Source organism: Streptomyces sp. ME02-8801-2C (assembly GCF_033793965.1).
In the GTDB taxonomy this organism is placed as follows: domain Bacteria; phylum Actinomycetota; class Actinomycetes; order Streptomycetales; family Streptomycetaceae; genus Streptomyces.
This window is the reverse complement of sequence record NZ_JARAXP010000001.1, coordinates 347,298-370,513: the sequence shown is the minus strand read 5'-3', so window position 1 is coordinate 370,513 and position 23,216 is coordinate 347,298. Positions and strand designations below refer to the sequence as shown.

At 70.9% G+C, this 23,216-nt stretch carries 23 protein-coding genes; 12 read left to right on the top strand and 11 right to left on the bottom strand.

What is annotated here, in order from left to right:
* The first annotated feature begins 90 nt into the window (after positions 1–90).
* From cobM to cobC, 5 genes are all read left to right on the top strand, one after another.
* On the top strand, positions 91–930 hold the full coding sequence (gene cobM / locus PV396_RS01685; RefSeq protein ID WP_319199760.1) for a precorrin-4 C(11)-methyltransferase: 840 nt from the start codon (positions 91–93) through the stop codon (positions 928–930).
* Positions 927–2,201, top strand: a complete 1,275-nt coding sequence (gene cbiE / locus PV396_RS01680) for a precorrin-6y C5,15-methyltransferase (decarboxylating) subunit CbiE (RefSeq protein WP_319199759.1) — start codon at positions 927–929, stop codon at positions 2,199–2,201. The genes cobM and cbiE overlap by 4 nt, the downstream gene beginning before the upstream one ends.
* The gene (cobJ, locus tag PV396_RS01675; protein WP_319199758.1) at positions 2,198–3,907 is read left to right on the top strand and encodes a precorrin-3B C(17)-methyltransferase; all 1,710 of its coding nucleotides are present in this window, start codon (positions 2,198–2,200) and stop codon (positions 3,905–3,907) included. The genes cbiE and cobJ overlap by 4 nt, the downstream gene beginning before the upstream one ends.
* Before the next feature lie 91 nt (positions 3,908–3,998).
* Positions 3,999–4,937, top strand: a complete 939-nt coding sequence (locus PV396_RS01670) for a sirohydrochlorin chelatase (RefSeq protein ID WP_319199757.1) — start codon at positions 3,999–4,001, stop codon at positions 4,935–4,937.
* On the top strand, positions 4,927–6,000 hold the full coding sequence (gene cobC, locus PV396_RS01665; protein WP_319199756.1) for an Rv2231c family pyridoxal phosphate-dependent protein CobC: 1,074 nt from the start codon (positions 4,927–4,929) through the stop codon (positions 5,998–6,000). Before PV396_RS01670 ends, cobC begins: the two co-directional genes overlap by 11 nt.
* 146 nt (positions 6,001–6,146) lie before the next feature.
* Here cobC and PV396_RS01660 read toward each other — a convergent pair whose 3' ends face one another.
* The 5 genes from PV396_RS01660 to PV396_RS01640 all read right to left on the bottom strand — a co-directional run bounded on the left by PV396_RS01660 (position 6,147) and on the right by PV396_RS01640 (position 10,780).
* On the bottom strand, positions 6,147–7,040 hold the full coding sequence (locus PV396_RS01660) for an SCO1860 family LAETG-anchored protein (RefSeq protein ID WP_319199755.1): 894 nt from the start codon (positions 7,038–7,040) through the stop codon (positions 6,147–6,149).
* Between the two features lie 123 nt (positions 7,041–7,163).
* A complete protein-coding gene (locus PV396_RS01655) occupies positions 7,164–8,255 on the bottom strand; it encodes an amidohydrolase family protein (RefSeq protein ID WP_319199754.1) in 1,092 nt (363 codons plus the stop codon).
* A gap of 10 nt (positions 8,256–8,265) precedes the next feature.
* Entirely contained in the window at positions 8,266–9,105 is an 840-nt protein-coding gene (locus PV396_RS01650; protein ID WP_416071313.1) for an amino acid ABC transporter ATP-binding protein, read from the bottom strand.
* Positions 9,102–9,938: an amino acid ABC transporter permease gene (locus PV396_RS01645; protein WP_319199753.1), complete on the bottom strand. Its 837-nt coding sequence runs from the start codon at positions 9,936–9,938 to the stop codon at positions 9,102–9,104. The genes PV396_RS01650 and PV396_RS01645 overlap by 4 nt, the downstream gene beginning before the upstream one ends.
* Positions 9,935–10,780, bottom strand: a complete 846-nt coding sequence (locus PV396_RS01640) for a transporter substrate-binding domain-containing protein (RefSeq protein ID WP_319199752.1) — start codon at positions 10,778–10,780, stop codon at positions 9,935–9,937. The genes PV396_RS01645 and PV396_RS01640 overlap by 4 nt, the downstream gene beginning before the upstream one ends.
* Positions 10,781–10,981: 201 nt before the next feature.
* On the opposite strand from PV396_RS01640, the gene PV396_RS01635 reads away from it, so the two are divergent.
* The 5 genes from PV396_RS01635 (at position 10,982) to thpD (ending at position 15,703) form a co-directional block, all read left to right on the top strand.
* Positions 10,982–12,082, top strand: a complete 1,101-nt coding sequence (locus PV396_RS01635) for a pyridoxal-phosphate-dependent aminotransferase family protein (protein ID WP_319199751.1) — start codon at positions 10,982–10,984, stop codon at positions 12,080–12,082.
* 262 nt (positions 12,083–12,344) lie between these two features.
* Entirely contained in the window at positions 12,345–12,887 is a 543-nt protein-coding gene (gene ectA, locus PV396_RS01630) for a diaminobutyrate acetyltransferase (RefSeq protein ID WP_319199750.1), read from the top strand.
* Positions 12,888–13,032: 145 nt separating this feature from the next.
* A complete protein-coding gene (gene ectB / locus PV396_RS01625) occupies positions 13,033–14,313 on the top strand; it encodes a diaminobutyrate--2-oxoglutarate transaminase (protein WP_319199749.1) in 1,281 nt (426 codons plus the stop codon).
* A 35-nt stretch (positions 14,314–14,348) separates the two neighbouring features.
* Entirely contained in the window at positions 14,349–14,771 is a 423-nt protein-coding gene (locus PV396_RS01620) for an ectoine synthase (RefSeq protein WP_319199748.1), read from the top strand.
* 5 nt (positions 14,772–14,776) lie between these two features.
* Positions 14,777–15,703 carry an ectoine hydroxylase gene (gene thpD / locus PV396_RS01615; protein WP_319199747.1) on the top strand — a complete coding sequence of 309 codons (927 nt, stop codon included), beginning with the start codon at positions 14,777–14,779 and terminating at the stop codon, positions 15,701–15,703.
* Positions 15,704–15,736: 33 nt separating this feature from the next.
* Here thpD and PV396_RS01610 read toward each other — a convergent pair whose 3' ends face one another.
* The 6 genes from PV396_RS01610 to PV396_RS01585 form a co-directional block, all read right to left on the bottom strand.
* On the bottom strand, positions 15,737–16,825 hold the full coding sequence (locus PV396_RS01610) for a maleylpyruvate isomerase family mycothiol-dependent enzyme (RefSeq protein ID WP_319199746.1): 1,089 nt from the start codon (positions 16,823–16,825) through the stop codon (positions 15,737–15,739).
* Between the two features lie 28 nt (positions 16,826–16,853).
* A complete protein-coding gene (locus tag PV396_RS01605; RefSeq protein ID WP_319199745.1) occupies positions 16,854–17,435 on the bottom strand; it encodes an RNA polymerase sigma factor in 582 nt (193 codons plus the stop codon).
* A gap of 92 nt (positions 17,436–17,527) precedes the next feature.
* On the bottom strand, positions 17,528–18,640 hold the full coding sequence (locus tag PV396_RS01600; RefSeq protein WP_319199744.1) for an aminotransferase class V-fold PLP-dependent enzyme: 1,113 nt from the start codon (positions 18,638–18,640) through the stop codon (positions 17,528–17,530).
* A gap of 71 nt (positions 18,641–18,711) precedes the next feature.
* Positions 18,712–19,434 carry a DsbA family oxidoreductase gene (locus tag PV396_RS01595; RefSeq protein ID WP_319199743.1) on the bottom strand — a complete coding sequence of 241 codons (723 nt, stop codon included), beginning with the start codon at positions 19,432–19,434 and terminating at the stop codon, positions 18,712–18,714.
* 98 nt (positions 19,435–19,532) lie between these two features.
* Positions 19,533–20,141 (bottom strand): DUF1349 domain-containing protein, encoded by a 609-nt coding sequence (locus PV396_RS01590; RefSeq protein WP_319199742.1) that lies wholly within the window; start codon positions 20,139–20,141, stop codon positions 19,533–19,535.
* Between the two features lie 110 nt (positions 20,142–20,251).
* Complete coding sequence (locus PV396_RS01585) at positions 20,252–21,781, bottom strand: aldehyde dehydrogenase (NADP(+)) (protein ID WP_319199741.1); 1,530 nt, start codon at positions 21,779–21,781, stop codon at positions 20,252–20,254.
* Between the two features lie 144 nt (positions 21,782–21,925).
* On the opposite strand from PV396_RS01585, the gene PV396_RS01580 reads away from it, so the two are divergent.
* Both PV396_RS01580 and PV396_RS01575 read left to right on the top strand, forming a co-directional pair.
* Positions 21,926–22,699: an IclR family transcriptional regulator gene (locus PV396_RS01580; protein WP_319199740.1), complete on the top strand. Its 774-nt coding sequence runs from the start codon at positions 21,926–21,928 to the stop codon at positions 22,697–22,699.
* Between the two features lie 21 nt (positions 22,700–22,720).
* Complete coding sequence (locus PV396_RS01575; protein ID WP_319199739.1) at positions 22,721–23,194, top strand: GNAT family N-acetyltransferase; 474 nt, start codon at positions 22,721–22,723, stop codon at positions 23,192–23,194.
* Positions 23,195–23,216: the final 22 nt, after the last annotated feature.

The window sequence follows — 23,216 nt, the reverse complement described above, 5'->3', positions numbered from 1 at the left end:
GCTATCCGATCGACCGGCCTTCGCGCACCTCCACACCGACCCACACAATCACTGACGTTTTCGACATTCCGTACGAGAGGATCTCGCCCCATGGCTCCCACGGCCGACATTTCGACCGGCGCTACCACCGGCAAGGTGACGTTCGTCGGTGCCGGCCCCGGCGCCGCCGATCTGCTGACGTTCCGCGCGGCCCGCGCCATCACCGAGGCGGACATCGTGATCTGGGCGGCCAGCCTCGTACAGGAGGCGGTTCTCGAACACGCGCGCGATGGGGCGGAGATCCTTGACTCGGCGACGATGTCGCTCGAGGACGTCATCGCCGTGTACGAGCGTGCCGTGCGGGAAGGGCTGCGCGTTGCGCGTATCCACTCCGGCGATCCCGCGCTCTGGGGCGGGACCCAGGAGCAGGTCGACCGGTGTGCCGAGATCGGGATCGAGACCGAGATCGTCCCCGGTGTCTCCTCCTTCTCCGCGGTCGCCGCCCTCGCCCAGCGCGAGCTGACCATCCCCGAGGTCGCACAGTCCGTGATCCTCACCCGGCTGGGCGGCGGCAAGACCCCGATGCCGCCCGGCGAGGAGGTACGGGAGTTCGCACGGCACGGGACGACCATGGCGATCTTCCTGTCGGCCGCCCGTAGTGGGCAGTTGGTGCGGGAGCTGCTGGAGGGCGGCTATCCGACCACGACCCCGGTCGTCATCGCCTACCAGGCGACCTGGCCCGAGGAACTGGTCGTGCGGTGCACGATCGAGACGCTCGAGGAGACGGTCAAGGAGCACAAGCTGTGGAAGCACACCTTGTTCCTGGTCGGCCCGGCCCTCGACGCCAGCGGCACCCGCTCCCACCTCTACCACCCCGGCCACTTCCACGGCTTCCGCAAGGCCGACCCGGCGGCCCGGCGGGCGCTGCGCGAGCGAGGGGCCAGTACGTGATCACCGTGATCGGTACGGGGACGGGGGCGCCGCTCGCTCCGGACGCCGCGGCCGTCGTCGCCGGGGCCGCGCTGGTCGTGGGCGGTCGGCGGCATCTGGCCGCGGTGTCGGGGGCGATGGCGGAGGGCGCCGAGCGGGTCGTCCTCGGGGCGTTGGCTCCGGCGCTCGACACCGTCGAGGAGTACGTCGTCAAGGAACTGCCCGTTGTCGTACTCGCGTCTGGTGATCCGGGGTTCTTCGGGATCGTGCGGGCGCTGGCCGAGCGGTTCGGGGCCGGGCGACTCGATGTCCGGCCGGGGGTGTCCTCCGTCGCGACGGCGTTCGCCCGGCTGGGGCTGACCTGGGACGACGCGGTGATCGTCAGCGCGCACGGGCGGGCGCTGCGCACGGCGGTGAATGTGTGCCGGGCGCGGCCCAAGGTGGCGGTGCTGACCGGGCCGGGGGCCGGGCCCGCCGAGTTGGGTGCGGCCCTGGCCGATGAGCCCAGGGCGCGTGTCCTTGTCGTCGCCTCGGCGCTGGGTGACCCGGACCTCGAACGGGTGGAGCGGGTCACGCCTGCCGAGGCGGCGGCGCGGGACTGGGGTGACGCGGTCAGCGTGGTTCTCTGTCTGGACGAGGCGCGGGCGCTCGCGCCGGCCCCGGTCACGGTCGGCGGAGGGTTCACAGGGCCTGCCCAATGGGCCCTGGTGGAAGGGGAGTTCGCGCACCGCGACTCCATGATCACCAAGCTCGAGGTACGTGCCCTCGCGCTGGCCCGGCTCGGGCCGCGCCTCGGCGACCTGGTCTGGGACGTCGGCGCGGGCTCCGGGTCCGTGGCCGTGGAGTGCGCGCGGCTCGGGGCCGCCGTGGTCGCCGTCGAGAAGACGGCGGACGGGGCGGAGCGGGTGCGGGCGAACGCCGCCGCGCACGGCATCGATGTCCGGGTGGTGGAGGGGGTCGCTCCTGGTGACCTCCCTGCGGCATCCGAACTGGACGACCCCGACGCCGTGTTCATCGGCGGAGGCGGGCGCGAGCTGCCCGCCATCGTCGCCGCGTGTGCGCCGCGGGCCCGGCGGACGGTGGTGGTCGCGATGGCCGCCCTCGACCGGGTGCCGGCGGTACGCGAGGCGCTCACCGGGGCCGGACTCGACTGCGACGGTGTCCTCCTCCAGTCGTCCCGGCTCGCACCGCTCCCGGGTGAGGTGACCCGGCTCGCGGCGACCAACCCCGTTTTCCTGCTGTGGGGCACGCGCCCCACAACACACCCAGTCAGCAAAGGAGTTGCTCTGTGATCGGCCTGATTTCCGCGACGGCGGCGGGCGCGGCGGCGCGTGATCGGCTTGCCGCCGCCTGGCCCGACCGTACGCGTGTGTACGAGGGGCCGGTCGTCGACGCCGTCCGGCGCGCGTTCGGCGAGTGCGAGCAGCTCGTGTGCTTCCTGGCGACGGGGGCGGTCGTACGGCTGGTCGCGCCGTTGCTGTCCGACAAGGCGTCCGACCCCGGTGTGGTGTGCGTCGACGAGGGCGGGCGGTTCGCCGTGTCGCTGGTGGGCGGCCATGGTGGCGGGGCCAATGAACTCGCCCGTGCGGTCGGGGGGTTGCTGGGTGCGGAGCCGGTGGTGACCACCGCGACGGACGCCGTGGGCGTGCCGGGTCTCGACACGCTCGGGTTGCCCGTGGAGGGGGATGTCGCGGGGGTGTCGCGGGCGCTGCTCGACGGTGAACCCGTCGCGCTGGAGCTGGAGTCGGGCTGGCCGCTGCCCGCGCTGCCGGCCAACGTCGGGCGTGGGGTGCCGGGCAGTGGGCCGACGATCCGGGTGACCGACCGGTTGACGGACGGACCTGGTGCGGGCGAGGTCGTGTTGCGGCCGCCGTCGCTCGTCGTCGGTGTGGGCGCCTCCAAGGGGGCTCCGCTCGACGAGGTACTCGGCCTGGTCCAGGAGGCGTTGGCGGACGCGGGGCTCTCGCCGGCCTCGGTCGCCGCGCTGGCCACCGTCGACGCGAAGGCGACCGAGCCCGGGATCGTCGGGGCCGCCGGGCGGCTCGGGGTGCCCGTGGTGACGTACTCCGCCGACGAGTTGGCCGGCGTCGAGGTGCCCAATCCCTCCGACGCGCCGCTCGCCGCCGTCGGTACGCCGTCCGTGGCGGAGGCGGCCGCGCTGGTCGGCGGGGGTGAACTCCTCGTACCCAAGCGGAAGTCGGAACGTGCGGACGGGGCGCCGGCCATGGCGACCTGTGCCGTCGTACGGCGGCCGGGGCGCGGGCGGCTCGCGGTTGTGGGGCTCGGGCCCGGGGCACGGGATCTGCTGACGCCGCGCGCGGAGGCGGAGTTGCGGCGGGCTTCCGTGGTCGTCGGGCTCGATCAGTACGTCGACCAGATCCGTGATCTGCTGCGGCCCGGTACCCGGATCCTGGAGTCGGGGCTCGGCGCCGAGGAGGAGCGGGCGCGGACGGCGGTGGCGGAGGCCCGGAAGGGGCAGGCGGTCGCGCTGATCGGCAGCGGGGACGCGGGCGTGTACGCGATGGCGTCGCCCGCGCTCGCCGAGGCGTCCGACGACATCGACGTGATCGGGGTGCCGGGTGTCACCGCGGCCCTCGCCGCAGGCGCGATCCTCGGCGCCCCGCTCGGCCACGACCACGTCTCCATCAGCCTCTCCGACCTGCACACTCCCTGGCCCGTCATCGAACGGCGGGTGCGGGCCGCGGCCGAGGCGGACATCGTCGTGACGTTCTACAACCCGCGCAGCCGGGGCCGTGACTGGCAACTGCCCAAGGCGCTGGCCGTCCTGGGCGAGCACCGGGAGCCGACGACGCCCGTGGGTGTCGTACGCAACGCGTCCCGGCCAGACGAGTCCAGCCGCGTCACGACGCTGGCCGACCTCGACCCGGCGACGGTCGACATGATGACGGTGGTGACCGTCGGCAACACCGCCACCCGCAATATCGCGGGCCGTATGGTCACGCCTCGCGGGTACCGCTGGCAGGAGGCGAAGCGATGAACCCACCGCACCGTCCGGCGACGCTGCCGGAATCTGCAGCTGCCGACAACTCCCTTCCCTTTCCCTTCACTTCACAGTCCGAGGAGACATCGTGACGACCCCGCCGCCCGCCCTGCTCATCGCCGGCCACGGCACCCGGGACGAGGCCGGGGCCGAGGCGTTCCGTGACTTCGTCGAGGAGTTGGGGCGCCGCCACCCCGAACTGCCCGTCGCGGGCGGCTTCATCGAGCTGTCGCCGCCGCCCCTGGGCGACGCCGTGACCGAGCTGGTGGAGCGGGGCGTACGGCGGTTCGCCGCCGTTCCGCTGATGCTGGTCTCCGCCGGACACGCCAAGGGGGACATCCCGGCAGCGCTGGCCCGCGAGAAGGAACGGCACCCGGGCATCTCCTACACGTACGGGCGTCCGCTGGGCCCGCACCCGGCGCTGCTGGCCGTGCTGGAGCGACGTCTGGAGGAGGCCCTGGGCGGTGGGGAGCGTACGCCCGAGGACCGGGCCGACGTGACCGTCCTGCTGGTGGGGCGCGGCTCCACCGACCCGGACGCCAACGCCGAGGTGCTCAAGGCGGCTCGTCTGCTGTGGGAGGGACGCGCGTATGCCGGTGTGGAGACGGCGTTCGTGTCGCTCGCGGCGCCGGACGTGCCGACGGGGCTCGACCGGTGCGTGAAGCTGGGGGCGCGGCGGATCGTGGTCCTGCCCTACTTCCTGTTCACCGGGATCCTGCCGGACCGTGTACGACAGCAGACGGACGGCTGGGCGGCCGCGCACCCGGAGATCGAGGTGCGGTCCGCCGAAGTCATCGGTCCGGAGCCGGAGTTGCTCGATCTGGTGATGGAGCGCTACCGGGAGGCCGTGCAGGGGGACCTGCGGATGAACTGCGACTCGTGCGTGTACCGGATCGCGCTGCCCGGTTTCGAGGACAAGGTCGGACTGCCTCAGCAGCCGCACTTCCATCCGGACGACGACGGCCACCACGATGGTCACCATCATGGACATCACTCACACGGGCACTCGCACTCCCATGCACACTGACGAAGACACCGGCGGACACGATCTACGGCACCACGGGGACGCCGAAGTACGTGACGACGGCGCCAAGTTGGTCGACCTCGCGGTGAACGTCCGGGCCGGTACTCCCCCGGCCTGGCTCCGCGAGCACATCGCCGGTTCGCTCGGCGAACTGGCCGCGTATCCCGACGGGCGGGCCGCGCGGGCGGCGGTGGCGGCCCGGCACGGGGTGCCCGTGGAGCGGGTGCTGCTCACCGCCGGGGCCGCGGAGGCCTTCGTGCTGCTGGCGCGCGCCCTGAAGGTGCGTCGGCCCGTGGTCGTGCACCCCCAGTTCACCGAGCCGGAGGCGGCCCTGCGGGATGCCGGGCACAGTGTGGACCGGGTGCTGCTGCGGGCCGAGGACGGGTTCCGGCTGGACCCTGCGCTGGTGCCCGAGGAGGCCGACCTGGTCGTGATCGGCAACCCGACGAACCCGACGTCGATCCTGCATCCGGCGGCCCTTGTCGCCCGCCTCGCCCGTCCCTGGCGGACGTTGGTGGTCGACGAGGCGTTCATGGACGCGGTGCCGGGCGAGCGGGAGGCACTGGCCGGGCGTACCGACGTGCCCGGTCTTGTGGTGCTGCGGAGTCTGACGAAGACGTGGGGGCTGGCGGGGCTGCGCATCGGCTACGTGCTGGCGTCGCCGGAGACGATCGGGGAGCTGGAGCGGGCGCAGCCGTTGTGGCCGGTGTCCACGCCGGCGCTGGCGGCGGCGGAGGTGTGCGTGTCCGGGCGGGCGTTGGCGGAGGCGGCGGAGGCGGCGCGGCGGATCGCCGCGGACCGGGCTCATCTTGTTGCCGGGCTTGCGGAGTTCGGGGCGGACGGGGTGCGGGTGGTGGGGGCGGCGGAGGGGCCGTTCGTGTTGGTGCGGGTGGAGCGGGGTGGGGTTGTTCGGGGGCATTTGCGGGGGTTGGGGTATGCGGTGCGGCGGGGGGATACGTTTCCTGGGCTGGGGGAGGGGTGGTTGCGGGTGGCGGTGCGGGATCGGGTGACGGTGAATGGGTTTTTGCAGGCGTTCGATCGGGCGGTGATGTTGGCTGGGCGGTAGTTTTCTTCGCCCCCGCCGCCCCTACCCGTCCCATCCTTCTCGGGGGCGCTGCCCCCGAACCCCCGCTCCTCAAACGCCGGAGGGGCTAATGATCAGCCCGTCCGGCGTTTGAGGACGAGCGCGTTCAGCGCGAAACCCGGCCGGGGTCAGTTCTTGCTGCGCCTGCGGGCCAGGGCTACCGCGCCCGCGCCCGCTGTGAGCAGGGCTGCCGATCCCGCCGCGAGGTACGGCGTCATCGAGCTGCCACCCGTTTCCGCGAGGCCCGCCTCGGCCGGGGACGGGGCCGGGGCCCCCTGCGGCTTCACCTCCGCCGCCGGCTCCTTCGGCGGAGCCGCCGGTGCCTCGCAGGTCGCCTTCGCCAAGGTCACCGTGCCCTCGACCTCCGCCACCCCCAGGTTCAACGGGTTGACGGACACCTTGAGTTCGAGCGCGGTCGCCGCCGCCGTACGAGTCGTCGTCTCCGTCTGCGACAGGTCGAGGCGTACCTCACCGACTCCCGGCACCTTCACCTCGACCGGCCCGCTCGGCGTCAGCGTCACCTTCTTGCCGAGTGCCGTCACCGAACCCAGGAGGTTCGCGGCGGCGACCGGCTTCTCCCCGGCCACACAGGTCGCCTTCGACGTGACCTGCTCCACCTCGAGGAGGGACAGGAGGGGCAGACCGGGCAGGTGGAGCTTCGCGTGGGTGAGCCGGGTGGACGCCTCCGCCCTGCCGTCCGCGACCGTCGCCTTCGCCTCCGCGACCTCCGCACCGAGCACGTTGAACGGCTTTCCGCCGTCCACGCCGTCCAACGAGGCGGTCAGCGCCGTCTGTTCGGCGCTCTGCGGTGCCTGCACCTCGTTCAGCGCGACAGCGAGCGGGGCGCTCACGCTCTTGTTGAGGAGGGACACGTTCAGCCCCGTGCGGAGGACGACCGCGCTCGCGCTGCCCTGATCCTCCGTGGCGTGGGCCAGGGTGGCGGGGCCGACGGCCGCCAGAGCCGTGGCGGCCGCGACGGTGGCCAGACGGCGTGCGGGCAGGCGGAAGTTGTTCGCGTTCACGGTTTGGGGACCCCTCGGAGAGACACGCTTGGGACCCGGTAAGAATTACGTACCGCGAGCTAGCGGTCAGCAATCTGACGCGACTTCACTCCTACGTGAGGTTTCCGTGCAGATTTTCGAATCTCAGGCCACAATCCGTCCGTTCAGCACCACCCGGCGCGGCGCCCCCAGCACCCGTACGTCCGCCCGCGGATCGCTCTCGTACACCACCAGGTCCGCCGCCTCCCCCTCCGCCAGCCCGGGCCGGCCCAGCCACTCCCGCGCGCCCCAGGTCGTCGCCGACAGCGCCTCCACCGCCGGGATGCCGGCCTTGGTCAGCTCGGCCACCTCCGCCGCGACCAGCCCGTGCGGCAAGCTGCCCCCCGCGTCCGTGCCGACGTACACCGCGATCCCGGCGTCGTACGCGGCACGCACGGTGTCGTAGCGGCGTTCGTGCAGGCGGCGCATATGGGCCGACCAGGTCGGGAACTTGGCGTCGCCGGATGCCGCCAGGTTCGGGAACGTCGCGATGTTCACCAGAGTCGGGACGATCGCCACGCCACGTGAGGCGAACAGGGGGATCGTGTCCTCGGTCAGGCCCGTCGCGTGCTCGACGCAGTCGATGCCCGCCTCGACCAGGTCCCGCAGGGAGTCCTCCGCGAAGCAGTGCGCCGTGACCCGCGCGCCCAGGCGGTGGGCCTCCGTGATCGCCGCTTCCACCGCCTCGCGCGGCCAGCAGGCGGAGAGGTCGCCGGTGCCCCGGTCCAGCCAGTCGCCCACCAGCTTCACCCAGCCGTCGCCGCGCCGGGCCTCCTGGGCGACGTACGCCACCAGGTCCTCCGGTTCGATCTCGTGGGCGAAGCCGCGGATGTAGCGGCGGGTGCGGGCGATGTGCCGCCCCGCCCTGATGATCTTCGGGAGGTCCTCACGGGCGTCCGTCCAGCGCGTGTCCGAGGGTGAGCCCGCGTCCCGGATGAGCAGGGTGCCGGCGTCCCGGTCGGTCAGCGCCTGCTTCTCGGCCGCGTCCTCGGGCACCGGGCCGTGCGGTCCCAGGCCCACATGGCAGTGCGCGTCGACCAGACCGGGCAGGGCCCAGCCCTCCACCGTACGGACGTCACGGGCGCCGGGCGGGCGGTCGTACGCGATCCTGCCGTCGACCACCCACAGCTCGTCCCGGATCTCCTCCGGGCCGACCAGCACCCGCCCCTTCACATGCAGCACCGCCTGATCGCTCATGGACGGCACCTTAGTTCGGCCGGTCCCGCGGTTCCTCGTCCGGCTCCTCCCCGTCCGTCTCCTCCACGTCCGCCATCGCCGGATCCAGCAGGCGGGAGAGGAAGTGGCGGGTGCGTTCGTGGGAGGGGTTGGTGATGACCTGCGCGGGGGTGCCGTCCTCGACGATCACTCCGCCGTCCATGAAGACGACCCGGTCGGCGACCTCGCGGGCGAACGTCATCTCGTGCGTGACGACCATCATGGTCATGCCCTCGTTCGCCAGTCTGCGCATGACCGCCAGTACGTCCCCCACCAGCTCGGGGTCGAGTGCCGAGGTCGGCTCGTCGAACAGCATGACCTCGGGGCCCATCGCCAACGCCCGCGCGATGGCGACCCGTTGCTGCTGACCGCCGGAGAGGGAGGAGGGATACGCGTCGGCCTTCTCGGAGAGGCCCACGCGCTCCAGGTTCTCCGCGGCCACCCGCGCCGCCTCGGCCTTGTCCCGCTTCAGCACCCGGCGTTGCGGCAGCGTCAGGTTCTCCGTCACCGTCAGATGCGGGAAGAGGTTGAACTGCTGGAAAACCATGCCGATACGGCGGCGGACCTCGTCGATGTCGACGTCGGGGTGCGTGACCTCCGTACCGCCCACGAACACCTGGCCCTTGGACGGCTCCTCCAGCAGGTTCACACAGCGCAGGAGGGTCGACTTGCCGGAGCCGGACGGGCCGATCACGCACACGACCTCACCCTGGCCGATCTCCAGGTCGATACCGCGCAGCACCTCGTTGTCGCCGAACGACTTGTACAGGTCCCGGACCTGGATCTCCGGCACCGTCGCGTCCTTGCTGCGGTCGCTCATCCCGTCGCTCATCGCGTCGCCTCCCCCGCCTTCGTCTCCAGCCGCCGGACGACGAAGCCCAGCGGCACCGTCACCAGCAGATAGCACAGGCCCGCCACCAGGATCGGCGTGGAGTTGGCGGTCTGGCTGGCCAAGTCACGGCCGTACTTGGCCAGTTCGCGTTCCTCCAGGGTGACGCCCAGGAACAGCACCAGCGAGGAGTCCTTGAAGAGGAGCACCAACTCGTTGGTGAGCGGCGGGATCACGATCCGGAACGCCTGCGGGATGATGATCGAGACCATCGCCCGGGCGTGCGAGAAGCCCAGTGAACGCGCCGCCTCCATCTGGCCCTTGGGCACCGCCTGGATGCCCGCGCGGATCGTCTCCGCCATGTACGCGGCCGACACCAGTCCGAGTGCCAGCGCCACCTTGCCGTACGTCCCGCCGGGGATCTCCGTGCCGGGGAAGGCGAGGGGTACCGCCACGCCCACGAAGATGAAGATCAGCAGGGCGGGCAGACCCCGGAAGATCTCGATGTAGATGCCCGCGACCCAGCGGTAGGGGCCCACCGGGGACAGCCGCATCAGGGCGATCACCATCCCCAGCACCAGGCCGAAGACAAAGCCCGACAGGGTGTAGAGGACGGTGTTCTTGAGGGCGAGCGTGATGATGTCCGGGAACATCTCCTTCGCCAGGTCCGCCTGCGCGAACTGGTTCTTCAGCCGGGCCCAGTCGGCCGACACCGCGAGGGCGACGATCGCCGCGACGAACAGCGCGTACTGGGCGCCACGGGACAGCGCCCGCTTCTGCGTACGGCTCAACCCCTGCTTGCGGGGCTGTACTTGCTTCGTGGAGGTCTCGGTCATGACGCGGAAGGAGCTGCCGCGGACTCGTCGTACGGGCCGATCCACTGCTCGTACAGCTTCTTGTACGTGCCGTCGGCCTTCGCGTCGGCGATCGCCTTGTCGATGGCGGCGAGCAGCTTGGTGTTGCCCTTCTTCACCGTGAAGCCGTACTGCTCACCGGTGTTGAGGTTGGCCACCACCTTGAAGGCGTCCGCGTTGGCCGGGGTCTTCAGCCAGCCCTGGACGACCGGGTAGTCGATGATGACGGCGTCGACCTGGCCGGTGCGCAGGCCGTTGAGGACCGCGTCGGAGGACTCGAAGGAGACCGGGTCGTAGTCCTTGCTCTTGGCGTAGTCCTCGCCGGTGGTCTGCGCCTGGGCGCCGATCTTCTTGCCCTTGAGGTCGGCGGCGGAGGCGATGCCGCTCTTCTTGTCGACGAGGACGGCCTGCGTCGCGTTGAAGTAGGGGTCGGAGAAGTCGACGTTCTTCTTGCGTTCCTCGGTGATGGTCATGCCGGCCGCGCCGAGGTCGCACTGGTCGGAGTTGAGGAAGGCGCCCGTCTTGAAGTTCTCGAACGGCGTGTCGAGGATCTTCTGCTTCACGCCGAGGTTCTTGGCGACGAGATCGATGAGCGACACGTCGAAGCCCTGCTCCTTGCCGTCGATCTCCGACTGGAAGGGCGGATAGGGGAGATGGGTGCAGACGGTGAGCTGCCCGCCCTTGACGAGTTCGACCCCGCCGGCGGCGGTCTTCGAGGCGCCGCCGCTGTCGTCGTCCGAGGAGCAGCCGGCCACGAGCAGGAGCCCGGCCGTCGCGGTGGTGGCGGCCAGGATGCGGGACCGTCGTCCGAGGACCGTGTTCACGGGGACCTCCTGTGGGGGGAATGTGAGTTCTGATTATAAGGAAACGTTTGACTATCTCAAATCATTCTGATGGTTGCGACGCCCTGCGACCTGTGGTTTTGAGGCGGCGCGGGCTCGAATGGCATCGGCCGGGGGCGGGAAGGATCTCCCGTTAGTCTCGACTCGACGTACCTGTTCCCGCGATCCGAAGAGAGCAACACCGTGACCACGCACCCCTTCCTGGACCTGGCGCCGCTGACCGCCGCCCGCTTCGCGTCGATCGAGGACCGCGTGGCGCGGCTGCTCTCCACCGAGCAGGACGTCGTGATCACGCAGGGCGAGGCGCTGCTGCCCCTGGAGGGTGCCATCAGGGGGACGGCGGGACCGGGCACGACGGCCCTCAACATCGTCACCGGCCCCTACGGGCAGACCTTCGGTGACTGGCTGCGGGACTGCGGGGCAACGGTCGTCGACCTAACGGTGCCCTTCCACACCGCGGTCACGGCCGCCCAGATCCGGGAGGCGTTCGCCGAGCACCCGGAGATCGACTTCGTCTCGCTGGTGCACGCGGAGGCGGCGACCGGCAACACCAACCCGGTCGCGGAGATCGGCGAGGCGGTACGGGAACAGGGTGCCCTCTTCTACCTCGACGCCGTCGCGTCGGTCGGCGCCGAGCCGGTGCTGCCGGACGCGTGGGGTGTCGACCTGTGTGTGATCGGGGCGCAGAAGGCGATGGGCGGGCCGGCCGGGGTGTCGGCGGTGTCGGTGAGCGAGCGCGCGTGGGCCCGGATGGCGGCGAATCCGGGGGCGCCGCGCCGGTCGTACCTCTCACTGCTGGACTGGAAGGAGCGGTGGATCGACGGCGGCCGTCGAACCCTTCTGCACGCGCCCGCCCAGTTGGAGATGCTCGCGCTGGAGGCGTGCGTCGAGCGGATCGAGGCGGCGGGGCTGGACACGGTGATCGCCCGGCACACCGCCGCGGCGGCGGCCACCCGGGCGGGGGCGCTCGCGCTGGGCGGCGGCCTCGAGCCGTATGTGTACGAGGCGAAGGACGCGGCGCCGGTCGCGACGACCCTGCGGGTGCCCGCCGGGGTCGTCGCGTCGGAACTGGTGGCGAGCGCGCTGGCCGTCGAGCCGGCACTGCCCCTGGCGGCGGGTGGCGGCGCCCTGGCCAAGGAGATGATCCGGGTCAACCACTACGGGGCCGACGCGACACGGGAGGCGGTCCTCGGGAGCCTGACCGCGCTGGGGGCGGCCCTGGCGGACCGAGGGCTCACGGTGGACGTCGATGGGGCCCGGCGGGCGATCGCGAATTTCTCGTGAATGCGCGATGAAATTGGGTACTTGAATTCCTGGCAGCTTCCCGCATTCTTCTGCCCGCTTTTCTTCGCTCTAAACGCAAAGGTTTCGCGAACGAATCAAGTGAATTACATGAGTGTGACGCATGCAACAACCTGCCCGCTTTGTCTGGCTATTCGCCACACAAAGCGGGCATTTCAGTGCCCGGTCGATAACATATTCACGACCGTTACGTAACCCCGATCGGCGATGCATTTTTGATTTTCCCTGGGTAAGTTCGATTTGCATGAGCGCCGTACGGACAGACCTGCAAATTGACCGACCGATGGTTTCCGACGGGGCCGCGCTGTGGCGGATCGCCAGGGACTCGAAGGTTCTCGACCTCAACTCGTCGTACAGCTATCTGCTCTGGTGCCGGGACTTCGCCGCCACCTCGGTCGTCGCCCGGGACGCCGACGGCGATCCGGTCGGCTTCGTCACCGGGTACGCCCGGCCGGACCGGCCGCGCACCCTGGTCGTCTGGCAGGTGGCCGTCGACGCCGGCCACCAGGGGCGCGGACTCGCCGGCGCGCTGCTCGACGCGCTGGCCCGGCGGGTCGCCGCCGAGCAGGGGCTGACCACCCTCGAGACCACCATCACGCCGGACAACACCGCCTCGCAGCGCCTGTTCACGTCGTTCGCGCGACGGCACGGCGCCTCCGTCGAGCGGGAGGTGCTGTTCGAGGCGGACCTGTTCCCGAGCGACCCGGCGGGTCCGGCCGGGCCGGCCGACCCGCACGACCCCGAGGTCCTGTACCGCATCGGTCCTCTCACCGGTCTCTCCGGCTGACCCGGCCGGCCACCTAGGAGCGACCCGGGCAGGCCAGCACCTCCAGCACTCAAGCACCTCAGCACTCCCGCACCTCCAGCACCTCCAGCACCTCCAGCACCTCCAGCACCTCCAGCACCTCCAGCACCGCAAGGAGTTCATCGCCGTGACCATCACCCAGCCCGACCTGAGCGTCTTCGAAACAGTCGAGTCCGAGGTGCGCAGCTACTGCCGCAGCTGGCCCGCCGTGTTCGACCGGGCGCAGGGCAGCCGGATGTACGACGAGGACGGCCATGCCTACCTCGACTTCTTCGCGGGCGCCGGATCACTCAACTACGGGCACAACAACCCGGTGCTGAAACGGGCGTTGATCGACTATCTGGAACGGGACGGTGTCACGCACGGCCTCGACATGTCGACCGTCGCCAAGCGCGCGTTCCTGGAGTCCTTCCAGGAACTCGTGCTGCGGCCCCGCGACCTGCCGTACAAGGTCATGTTCCCGGGTCCGACCGGCACCAACGCCGTCGAGTCGGCGCTGAAGTTGGCGCGGAAGGTGAAGGGGCGGGAGGCCATCGTGTCCTTCACCAACGCCTTCCACGGAATGTCCCTCGGGTCGCTCGCGGTGACCGGCAACGCCTTCAAGCGGGCCGGCGCGGGCATTCCGCTGGTGCACGGGACGCCGATGCCGTTCGACAACTACTTCGACGGGACCGTCCCCGACTTCCTGTGGTTCGAGCGGCTGTTGGAGGACCAGGGCTCCGGTCTCAACAAGCCGGCCGCGGTGATCGTGGAGACCGTGCAGGGCGAGGGCGGCATCAACGTGGCGCGCCCGGAGTGGCTGCGGGCCCTGGCCGAGCTGTGCGAGCGGCAGGACATGCTGCTGATCGTCGACGACATCCAGATGGGCTGCGGGCGGACCGGTGCCTTCTTCTCCTTCGAGGAGGCGGGCATCGTGCCCGACATCGTCACCGTGTCGAAGTCCATCAGCGGGTACGGGCTGCCCATGTCGCTGTGCCTGTTCAGGCCGGAGCTGGACGTGTGGGAGCCGGGCGAGCACAACGGCACGTTCCGCGGCAACAACCCGGCGTTCGTGACGGCCGCCGCCGCGCTGGAGACGTACTGGTCCGACGGTTCGGCCATGGAGAAGCAGACGCGCGCGCGGGGTGAGCAGGTCGAGGAGGCGCTGATCTCGATCACCGAGGAGAACCTCGCCGACGTCAAGGAGTACCGGGGCCGGGGGCTGGTGTGGGGCATGGAGTTCCACGAGAAGGAGCGCGCGGGGCGGGTCGCCCGGCGGGCCTTCGAACTCGGGCTGCTCGTCGAGACGTCCGGCCCGGAGAGCGAGGTCGTGAAGCTGCTGCCGGCGCTCACCATCACGCCGGAGGAACTGGACGAGGGGCTGCGGGTCGTTGCCCGTGCCGTCCGCGAGACCGTCAAGTCTGTCTGAGATCAAGTCACTCTGAGAGAGGGGTTGTTGAGCACGTGATCGTCCGTTCGTTCAAGGACATCGAGGGCACCGACCGGCATGTGAGGGCGGCGTCCGGCACCTGGGAGAGCAAACGCATCGTCCTCGCCAAGGAGCGGGTCGGTTTCTCGCTGCACGAGACCGTCCTGTACGCGGGCACGAAGACGTCGATGTGGTACGCGAACCATGTCGAGGCCGTCGTGTGCGTCGAGGGCAAGGCCCTGCTGACCGACGACGAGACCGGGCGGACGTACACGATCACCCCCGGCACCATGTACCTCCTCGACGGGCACGAGCGGCACACGATGCGGATCAAGGAGGACTTCCGCTGCCTGTGCGTCTTCAACCCGCCCGTGACCGGCCGCGAGGACCACGACGAGAACGGCGTCTATCCCCTGCTGACGGAACCCGACTTCACCCCCGACTCCGAGGAGGTCTGACACCCATGTCACTCACGTCCACGTCCACGTCCGCTTCCACGTCGACGTCCGCTCTCACCGACCTGTACCCCACCCGGGGCGCAGTCGAGGTGACCGTCCCGCGTCAGGACCCGGTCGTCTGGGGGGCGCCGGACACGCCCGGACCGTTCGCCGCAGCCGAGCTCATGGCGTACGAGCGTGATGGCTTCCGGGCGATCAACCAGCTCCTCGACGATGACGAAGTGGCGCTCTACCGAGCCGAGTTGGAGCGGCTGATCGCTGATCCGGCCGTCCGGGCCGACGAGCGGTCGATCATCGAGCCGAAGTCGAAGGAGATCCGCTCGGTCTTCGAGGTGCACCGGATCAGCGAGGTGTTCGCGCGGCTCGTGCGGGACGAGCGGGTCGTCGGGCGGGCCCGGCAGCTCCTCGGCTCCGACGTGTACGTCCACCAGTCGCGGATCAACGTCAAGCCGGGGTTCGGGGCGGGCGGCTTCTACTGGCACTCCGACTTCGAGACCTGGCATGCGGAGGACGGCCTGCCGAACATGCGGACGGTGTCCGTGTCGATCGCGCTGACGGAGAACCTGGACACCAACGGCGGCCTCATGATCATGCCGGGTTCGCACCGGACGTTCCTCGGCTGCGCCGGGGCGACGCCCGAGGACAACTACAAGAAGTCGCTCCAGATGCAGGACGCGGGCACCCCGTCCGACGAGGCGCTGACCTCGCTGGCCGACGAGCACGGGATCAAGTTGTTCACGGGCAGGGCGGGTTCGGCGACCTGGTTCGACTGCAACTGCATGCACGGCTCCGGGGACAACATCACGCCGTACCCGCGCAGCAACGTCTTCATCGTGTTCAACAGCGTGGAGAACCGGGCGGTGGAACCGTTCGCGGCACCGGTACGCAGGCCGGAGTTCATCGGGGCTCGGGACTTCACGCCGGTGAGGTGACTTCTCGGGGCCGTGGACCTCAGGCCGTGGACCTCAGAGCCACGCGAGTGCGGCCGCGCGCTCCAGTACGTTGCGTACGGCCGTGCCGTCCCCACTCTCGCCGCGCGGCACCTCGTCCGGTGTGTGACGGCCGCCCACGAGCAGGCAGAAGTCGACCGGATCCAGGACGAGTTCGGCTTGTACGGGCTCGTCCTCCGAGCCCAGCACCCATTCCTCGCCGCCGGTGACGGCGAAGAGGACCGGGGGCGCTTCGGGCCCGAGCGCCGCGCCGAGGACACGGACGGCGAGGTGGACCAGTCGCCACAGGTGCGGGTCGGGCAGGGGTGGTACGGCGAGGCCGAGGGCGCGGCCGATGTCGTCGGTGTGGATCCACGCCTCGAAGGCCCGGATCATGAAGTGGTCGGCGACGGGCAGCCGCGCGCCCGTCAAGGTCATGGCGACGGCGGCGGGTTCGGGGTCGCGGGCCTCGGGTGTGCCGAGCAGGGCGGCGGCCTGGGCGGCCCAGGTGGCGACGGTCTCCCCGGGGTCGTGGCGCCGCCGCTCGTGGGCAATCACCTCGGCGGTCCGCTCGGCCCAGGCGGTCTCCCAGCCGCCGTCGTCCTCGGCAGGCGAGGGCGTCCGCAGGACGGGAACACGGGGATCCAGCCCGAGCCCCAGGGCCAGCGGTTCGTCGGCCGCGATGAGATGGGCGACGGTGTCGTGCACATCCCAGTCGTGCACGACGGGCGTACGCCAGCCCCCACGCCCCTCCGCGCCCACCTCACGCAGGAGAGCCTGAAGCGCGGAAACCGCGCCGGCATAGGGCGCGGCGTACGGAGCGACACCAAAGCCGGAGACGGGCCGACGGGAGCGCAGGGCGAGCGCGAGCACACCGCCCTCCTCCCCCACCCCCACGGGCCTGCTCCCACCGACGGGCCCACCCGCACCCCCGTCCGCCAGCAGGTCGGCGGGGGGACCGTCCAGCATTCGTACCGTTTCGCGCAGGCGTTCTGCCTCCGCCCTGCAGGTGTCGCACTCTGCCAGGTGTGGCCGGATCGTGTGTTCGTCGGCCGGTTGCAGGGCGCCGAAGGCCCACGCGGGGAGCAGCTCCCGTACCGTCTCGTGGTCGTGATCGCCCGTCACCCCGCACCTCCTTCTCCCACCGCTGCCATCATGCGCCTCTTTCCAGTGCGGGGTCGGGCGGCTCGGCCAAAGTCTGTGCCAAGGTCCGAAGTGCCGTGCGCAGGCGGGTCTTCGCCGTGCCCTCGGGGATGCCGAGTTCGACCGCGGCCTGCCGGTAGGTGCGGCCGGCGAAGTAGGCGAGGTGGACCACCTCCCGCTGGGAGAGGGGAAGTTCGGCGAGCGCGGTGTGCAGTTGCAGGGAGCGTTCGCGGTGTACGAGGGTCTCGTCGGGGCCTGGTGAGGCGTCGGGGATCGCGTGCAGCGCGAGGTCGTCGGCGCGGGTGTCTTTTCGGTGCCGGGCCTCGCTGCGCACCCAGTCGACGGCCCGCCGGTGGGCGAGCATCGACAGCCAGGTGCGCAGCGACCCGCGGCGCGCGTCGAAGGCGTACGGCCTGGTCCAGAGCTGGGCGAAGACCTCCTGGGCCACGTCCTCGGCGGCGACCTGGCTCTGTGTGACGCGCACGGCGACGGCGCGCACCAGAGCGCCGTACGCCGAGTACGCCTCGGCCAGCGCGGACTCGTCCCCGTACACCAGCCGCCGATGCAGTTCCGCGTCGGCGGGCGGTTTCACGGACCTGACGGTCCTGTCTGGCCTCGACTCCACCCGCACCACCACCCCTTGGTGCCAATTCCTAGCGCCCTTGGGGATCTCGCGCCACCGGTTCAGCCGGACAGGGCGTCCAGGAGTCGGTCCACGTCCGAAGTCGTGTTGTAGAGATGGAAGGCGGCGCGCAGATTTCCGGCCCGGTCGGAGATCTCGATCCCGGCCCGGCTCAACTCGGCCTGGCGGTAACCGAGTTGTGGGACGGACACGATGGCGGAAGAGGGGGCGGGGACGGGCTGGTGCCCCAGGCGGTCCAGGCCCGCGCGGAAGCGGTCGGCGAGTGCGAGGTCGTGCTCGCGTACGGTCTCCACGCCCAACTCCTCGATGAGGGCGAGGGAGTGGCGGGCGCCGGCGTACGAGAACAGGCTCGGGCTCTCGTCGAACCGCCTTGCCGAGTGGGCGAGTTCGCGCACCGGGCCGTAGCAGCTGTCCCAGGGTTCCTCCCCCGCGACCCAGCCCGCGAACACGGGTGTCAGTCCGCCCAGGTCCTCGGGTACGACGAGGAAGGCCACGCCTCGCGGGCAGACGAGCCACTTGAAGGCGACGGAGGCGACATAGTCGTAGGCGTCCGCGTCGACGGGCAGCCAGCCGGCGGCCTGGGAGGCGTCGACATACGTACGGGCGCCGTGTTCGCGGGCGGCCTCGCGCAGCGCGGGCAGGTCGACGATGCGTCCGTCGGCGGACTGGGCGGCGCTGACGGCGACGAGGGCGGTGCCGGGGCGGACGGACTCGGGGATCCGCTCGAGCGGCACGGTCCGCACCTTGAGGTCCCCGCGTACGTGGAACGGGTTGAGGACGGAGGTGAAGTCGTCCTCGGCGGTGAGGACTTCGGCGCCGGCGGGCAGCGAGGCGGCGATCAGCCCGCTGTAGACGGCGACGGACGCGCCCGCCGCGACCCTGCGGTCGGACACCCCGACGAGCCGGGCGAAGGCGGCGCGCGAGGCCTCCACGTCGGCGAACATGTCCTGCGGCAGTCCGTCGGCCACGGACTGCACGGCGTCGCGCATGGCGGCCACGGCGCGGGCGGGGAGCAGGCCGGTGCTCGCGGTGTTCAGATAGGTGTTCTTGGGGGCGAACTCGGCACGGACGAGGTTGCGTAGGTTCTCGGACGTCGAGGCTTTCGCGGAGGTTGCCATGGGACCACTGTGCGGCCCGGAGATCTCCTCGTCCATTGCCGAATTCTGCGCGGCACCGCTAAGGGCCGCTTATACGTTGCCCCTGACCTGCGGTTTTCCAGCCAGTGTCACTTCTGGGGCACGGCGCATCCGTCGGGGCCGCAGACCTCGGCGCCGTCGCCCTCCGGCTGGACGATCTTGAGGGGAGCGGGCCGCTCGCCCCACGCCTGGGTGAGGGCCTGGGCGAAGACCTCGGCGGGCTGGGCGCCGGAGACGCCGTACTTGCGGTCGAGGACGAAGAAGGGGACGCCGTTCGCGCCCAGTTCGGCGGCCTCGCGCTCGTCGGCGCGCACGGCGTCGGCGTACGCGTCCGGGTCGGCGAGTACCCGCCGGGCGTCGTCGGCGTCGATACCGGCGGCGACGGCCACCGACACGAGCCGCTCGTCGTCGCCGAAGACGGACTCCTCCTCGGCGAAGTTCGCCTGGTAGAAGAGCTGGATCAGCTCGTCCTGCCGCCCCTTGTCCTTCGCGAGGTGGAGCAGGCGGTGCATGTCGAAGGTGTTGCCGTGGTCACGGTCCCGGGTGCGGTACGCGAGCCCCTCGGCGGCGGCCAGCGATCCCAGGTTCTCCTCGCCGGCCTGGGCCTGCGCCTCGCTCATGCCGTACTTCTTGGTGAGCATCTTGAGAACGGGTTCGATGTCGCCCTTGGCGCGCCCCGGGTCCAGCTCGAACGACCGGTGCACGACCTCGACGCCCTCGCGGTGCGGGAAGGCGTCCAGCGCCTTCTCGAAGCGGGCCTTGCCCACGTAGCACCAGGGGCAGGCGATGTCGCTCCAGATCTCGACGCGCATGTTTCGGCTCTCTCCAGGTCGAACGGCTACAGGATTGTGTGAACGTTCAAGCGGCCGGTTTCATTCCTCGGCCCCGCCGTCCCTCAGCTGCCGTCCGCTCAGCTGCCGTCCCGCAGGTCCTTCGGCCAGTCCGGGCGGAACTCGATGTGGTCGTACGTCACCACGCACCCCTCCCCCATCGGGGACTGGGTCATGAAGCCGATCAGGGCCGCGTCCGTCTCCTTCTCGTCGCCCAGGGTGAACAGACGGATGAAGGTCCACTTCTCGCCGTCGCGCGAGGCGTGGAAGGCGAAGGCGCGGCCGGTGCGGCTGATCCGGAGCCAGACCGAACTGCCGTCCACGGTGAAGGAGTTGGCGTCGTCGGAATGTCCCCGGGTGACCACTGTGCAGACGGTGGGCACGTCCGGGGAGTACTCCAGGCAGAGCTTGGCCCAGGCCCGCTCGCCGACATGGACGTAGAGCACACCCGCGTCGAACGAGGCCGAGAAGCCGACGGTGACGCGGGCGATCAGCTGGAAGTCGCCGTGCGGTGCCCCGAGCAGACGCGGCGCGTCGGCGGCGGGATCCAGCGCCTCCCCGGTCGGCGGCACGAACCGGTCCTGCCGGGGCCCGGCCCACCCGGTGAGCACCCCGTCCTCGAAGGACCAGTGCCCATCGGGCCCGTAAGTACGGAGGGGAAACGGCAGCGGGGAAAGCTCCAAGTCCATTTCCCGATTATCGCAGGGCAAGATGGGCGCCCCGAAAGGGGCGCGGGGAACTGCGCGACAAGCCACAACGGACCCGTCGGCCGCATATTCCACCGCACCCCAACGGCGTGTCAGCGCTCCAGACGACCGTTGAACCGCCGCGGCAGCCCCAGCTCGTTCTCGTCCCGCAACTCGACCGGCAGCAGCGCGGCAGGCGCGTTCTGGTACGCCACCGGCCGCAGCCACCGCTCAACAGCCGTCCCGCCGACCGAAGTCGACGTCGACGTGGTGGCCGGGTACGGCCCCCCGTGATGCTGGGCCGCGGCCACGGCGACCCCGGTCGGCCACGCGTTCACCAGCACGCGACCCGCGAGCGGCGTCAGCTCGGCCAGGATCTCCGCTCCGCGCCCCTCCCCCGCGGCCTCTTCGGCCGAGAGGTGAACCGTCGCGGTGAGGTTCCCCGGCAGACGCGACAGAACGGCGTTCGCCTCGGCCTCGTCCGTGTAGCGGGCCACGACGGTGACCGGCCCGAAGCACTCCTCCAGGAGCAGGTCGTACGCCCCCTCCGTCGTCAGCTTGTCCGCGGCCACCGTGAGGAACCCGGCGCTGACGGTGTGCTCGTCGCCCGCGCCCGGGGTGACCGGGGTCTCGACCTCGGGCAGCTCGGCGCGCTCGGCGACCCCGGCGACGAAGTTGTCACGCATCCGGTGGTCGAGAAGGACACCGGCGGCGGTGTCGCCGACCGCGTCCGTGAGGGACTTCAGCAGCTGGTCGCCCGCCGCGCCGGCCGGCGCGAGCACCAGGCCGGGCTTCACGCAGAACTGGCCGACGCCGAGGGTCATGGAGCCCGCGAGCCCCGTACCGATCGCCTCGGGGCGCTCGGCGGCCGCCGCCTCCGTGATCACGACGGGGTTCAGGGAGCCCAGCTCGCCGTGGAACGGGATCGGGACCGGACGGGCCGCCGCCGCGTCGAAGAGGGCACGGCCGCCGCGGATGGAACCGGTGAAGCCGGCCGCCGCGACCAGCGGGTGCTTGACCAGCTCGACGCCCGCCTCGAAGCCGTGGACCAGGCCGACGACGCCCTCGGGGATGCCGTGCGAGGCCGCGGCCCGGCGCAGGACCGCCGCGACCTGCTCGGACAGGCCCGGGTGGTCCGGGTGCGCCTTGACGACGACCGGGCAGCCCGCCCCGAGCGCGCTCGCGGTGTCACCGCCGGCCACGGAGAAGGCGAAGGGGAAGTTGGAGGCCGAGTACACGGCCACGACGCCCAGCGGGACCTTGTAGCGGCGCAGGTCCGGGATCGGCGGGGTCGCGGTGTCGTCGGGGTGGTTGATGACGACGTCGAGGTAGGCGCCCTCGTCGACGATGTCCGCGAAGGCCCGCAGCTGGTAGCAGGTGCGGGCGAGTTCGCCGGTCAGCCGGACCAGGCCGAGCGCGGTCTCCGCGTCAGCGGTCTCGACGAGCTGCTCCTTGGCCGCCTCGAGCTCGTCGGCGGCGCTGCGCAGGAAGGCGGCACGGACCGTGCGGTCCACGAGGGCCGGGCGGGCTGCGTGGGCCGCGCGGACGGCGGCGTCCACCTCCTGCGCTGTGGCCTCGACCGCGACCTGCTCCCGCTGCTTCCCGGTACGGGGGTCGACACTCCAGACTGGTGTTGCTGCCACCGGGGGTCCCTCCAGATTGTGTTGCCATTTGTGATGCGTATTTTTTACGTCATTCACCAGGTGCGTTCGATATGCTGAACAGCGTCTCTGATGATGAATATGCTGTTGGAGACTATTTCCCGTCGAACGAAGGGGTCAAGGGCGATGTCGACAGCCGAGACAGGCGGCGGGGCGCAGGTCAAGTCCGCGGTACGGACCGTTGAACTGCTGGAATACTTCGCCGGACGTCCCGGCATGCACTCCCTGGCGTCGGTCCAGGAGGCTGTCGGTTACCCCAAATCCAGCCTTTACATGTTGCTGCGTACGCTCGTCGACCTCGGTTGGGTCGAGACCGATGCTACGGGTACGCGCTACGGCATCGGCGTACGGGCACTGCTGGTCGGCACCTCGTACATCGACGGTGACGAGGTGGTCGCGGTGGCCCGCCCGACCCTCGACCGGCTCTCCGACGACACCACCGAGACCATCCACCTGGCGCGGCTCGACGGCACGAACGTGGTCTACCTCGCCACCCGCCAGTCGCAGCACTATCTGCGCCCCTTCACCCGCGTCGGCCGTCGGCTGCCCGCCCACTCGACCTCCCTCGGCAAGGCGCTGCTGGCCACCCACACCGACGAGCAGGTGCGCAAGCTGCTCCCGGAGACGCTGCCCGCGCTGACCGAGCACACCATCACCGACCGGGAGAAGCTCATCGAGGAGCTGCGTCTGGTGCGCGAGCAGGGCTTCGCGGTGGACCGCGAGGAGAACACGCTGGGGCTGCGCTGTTTCGGCGTGGCGGTCCCCTACCGCACGCCCGCGCGGGACGCGATCAGTTGCTCCGTGCCGGTCGCCCGGCTCACCCCGGCCCACGAGCAGATGGTCAAGGACGCCCTGTTCGACGCGAGAGACCGGCTGACCCTGGCCACCCGGAGGCTCTGAACGATGCGGTACTCGGCTTCCATGGACGTCGTGCTCCGCGAGGTCCACACCAGTGACCTGCCGGTCTTCTTCCGGCAGACGAACGACCCGGAATCGCTGTGGATGGCCGCGTTCACGGCGAAGGACCCCACCGACCGGGAGGCCTTCGAGGCCCACTGGGAGCGGATCCGCGCCGCCCCTGACGTGCTGCCGCGGACGGTCCTGGTCGACGGTGACGTGGTGGGCAGTGCGGCGGTGTACGGGGAGCCGGGCTCGCGCGAGGTGACGTACTGGATCGACCGCGCCTACTGGGGGCGGGGGATCGCGACGGCCGCCCTGCGCGCGCTCGTCGCCGAGGTCCCGGAGCGTCCGCTGCACGCGCGTGCCGCCGCCGACAACGCGGGCTCGCTGCGGGTGCTGGAGAAATGCGGTTTCCGCGTTTCCGGGCACGACCGGGGGTTCGCGCAGGCGCGCGGCACGGAGATCGACGAGGTCGTGCTGACGCTGGAGGCGTGAGCGTCGTCAGCGACACCGGTGG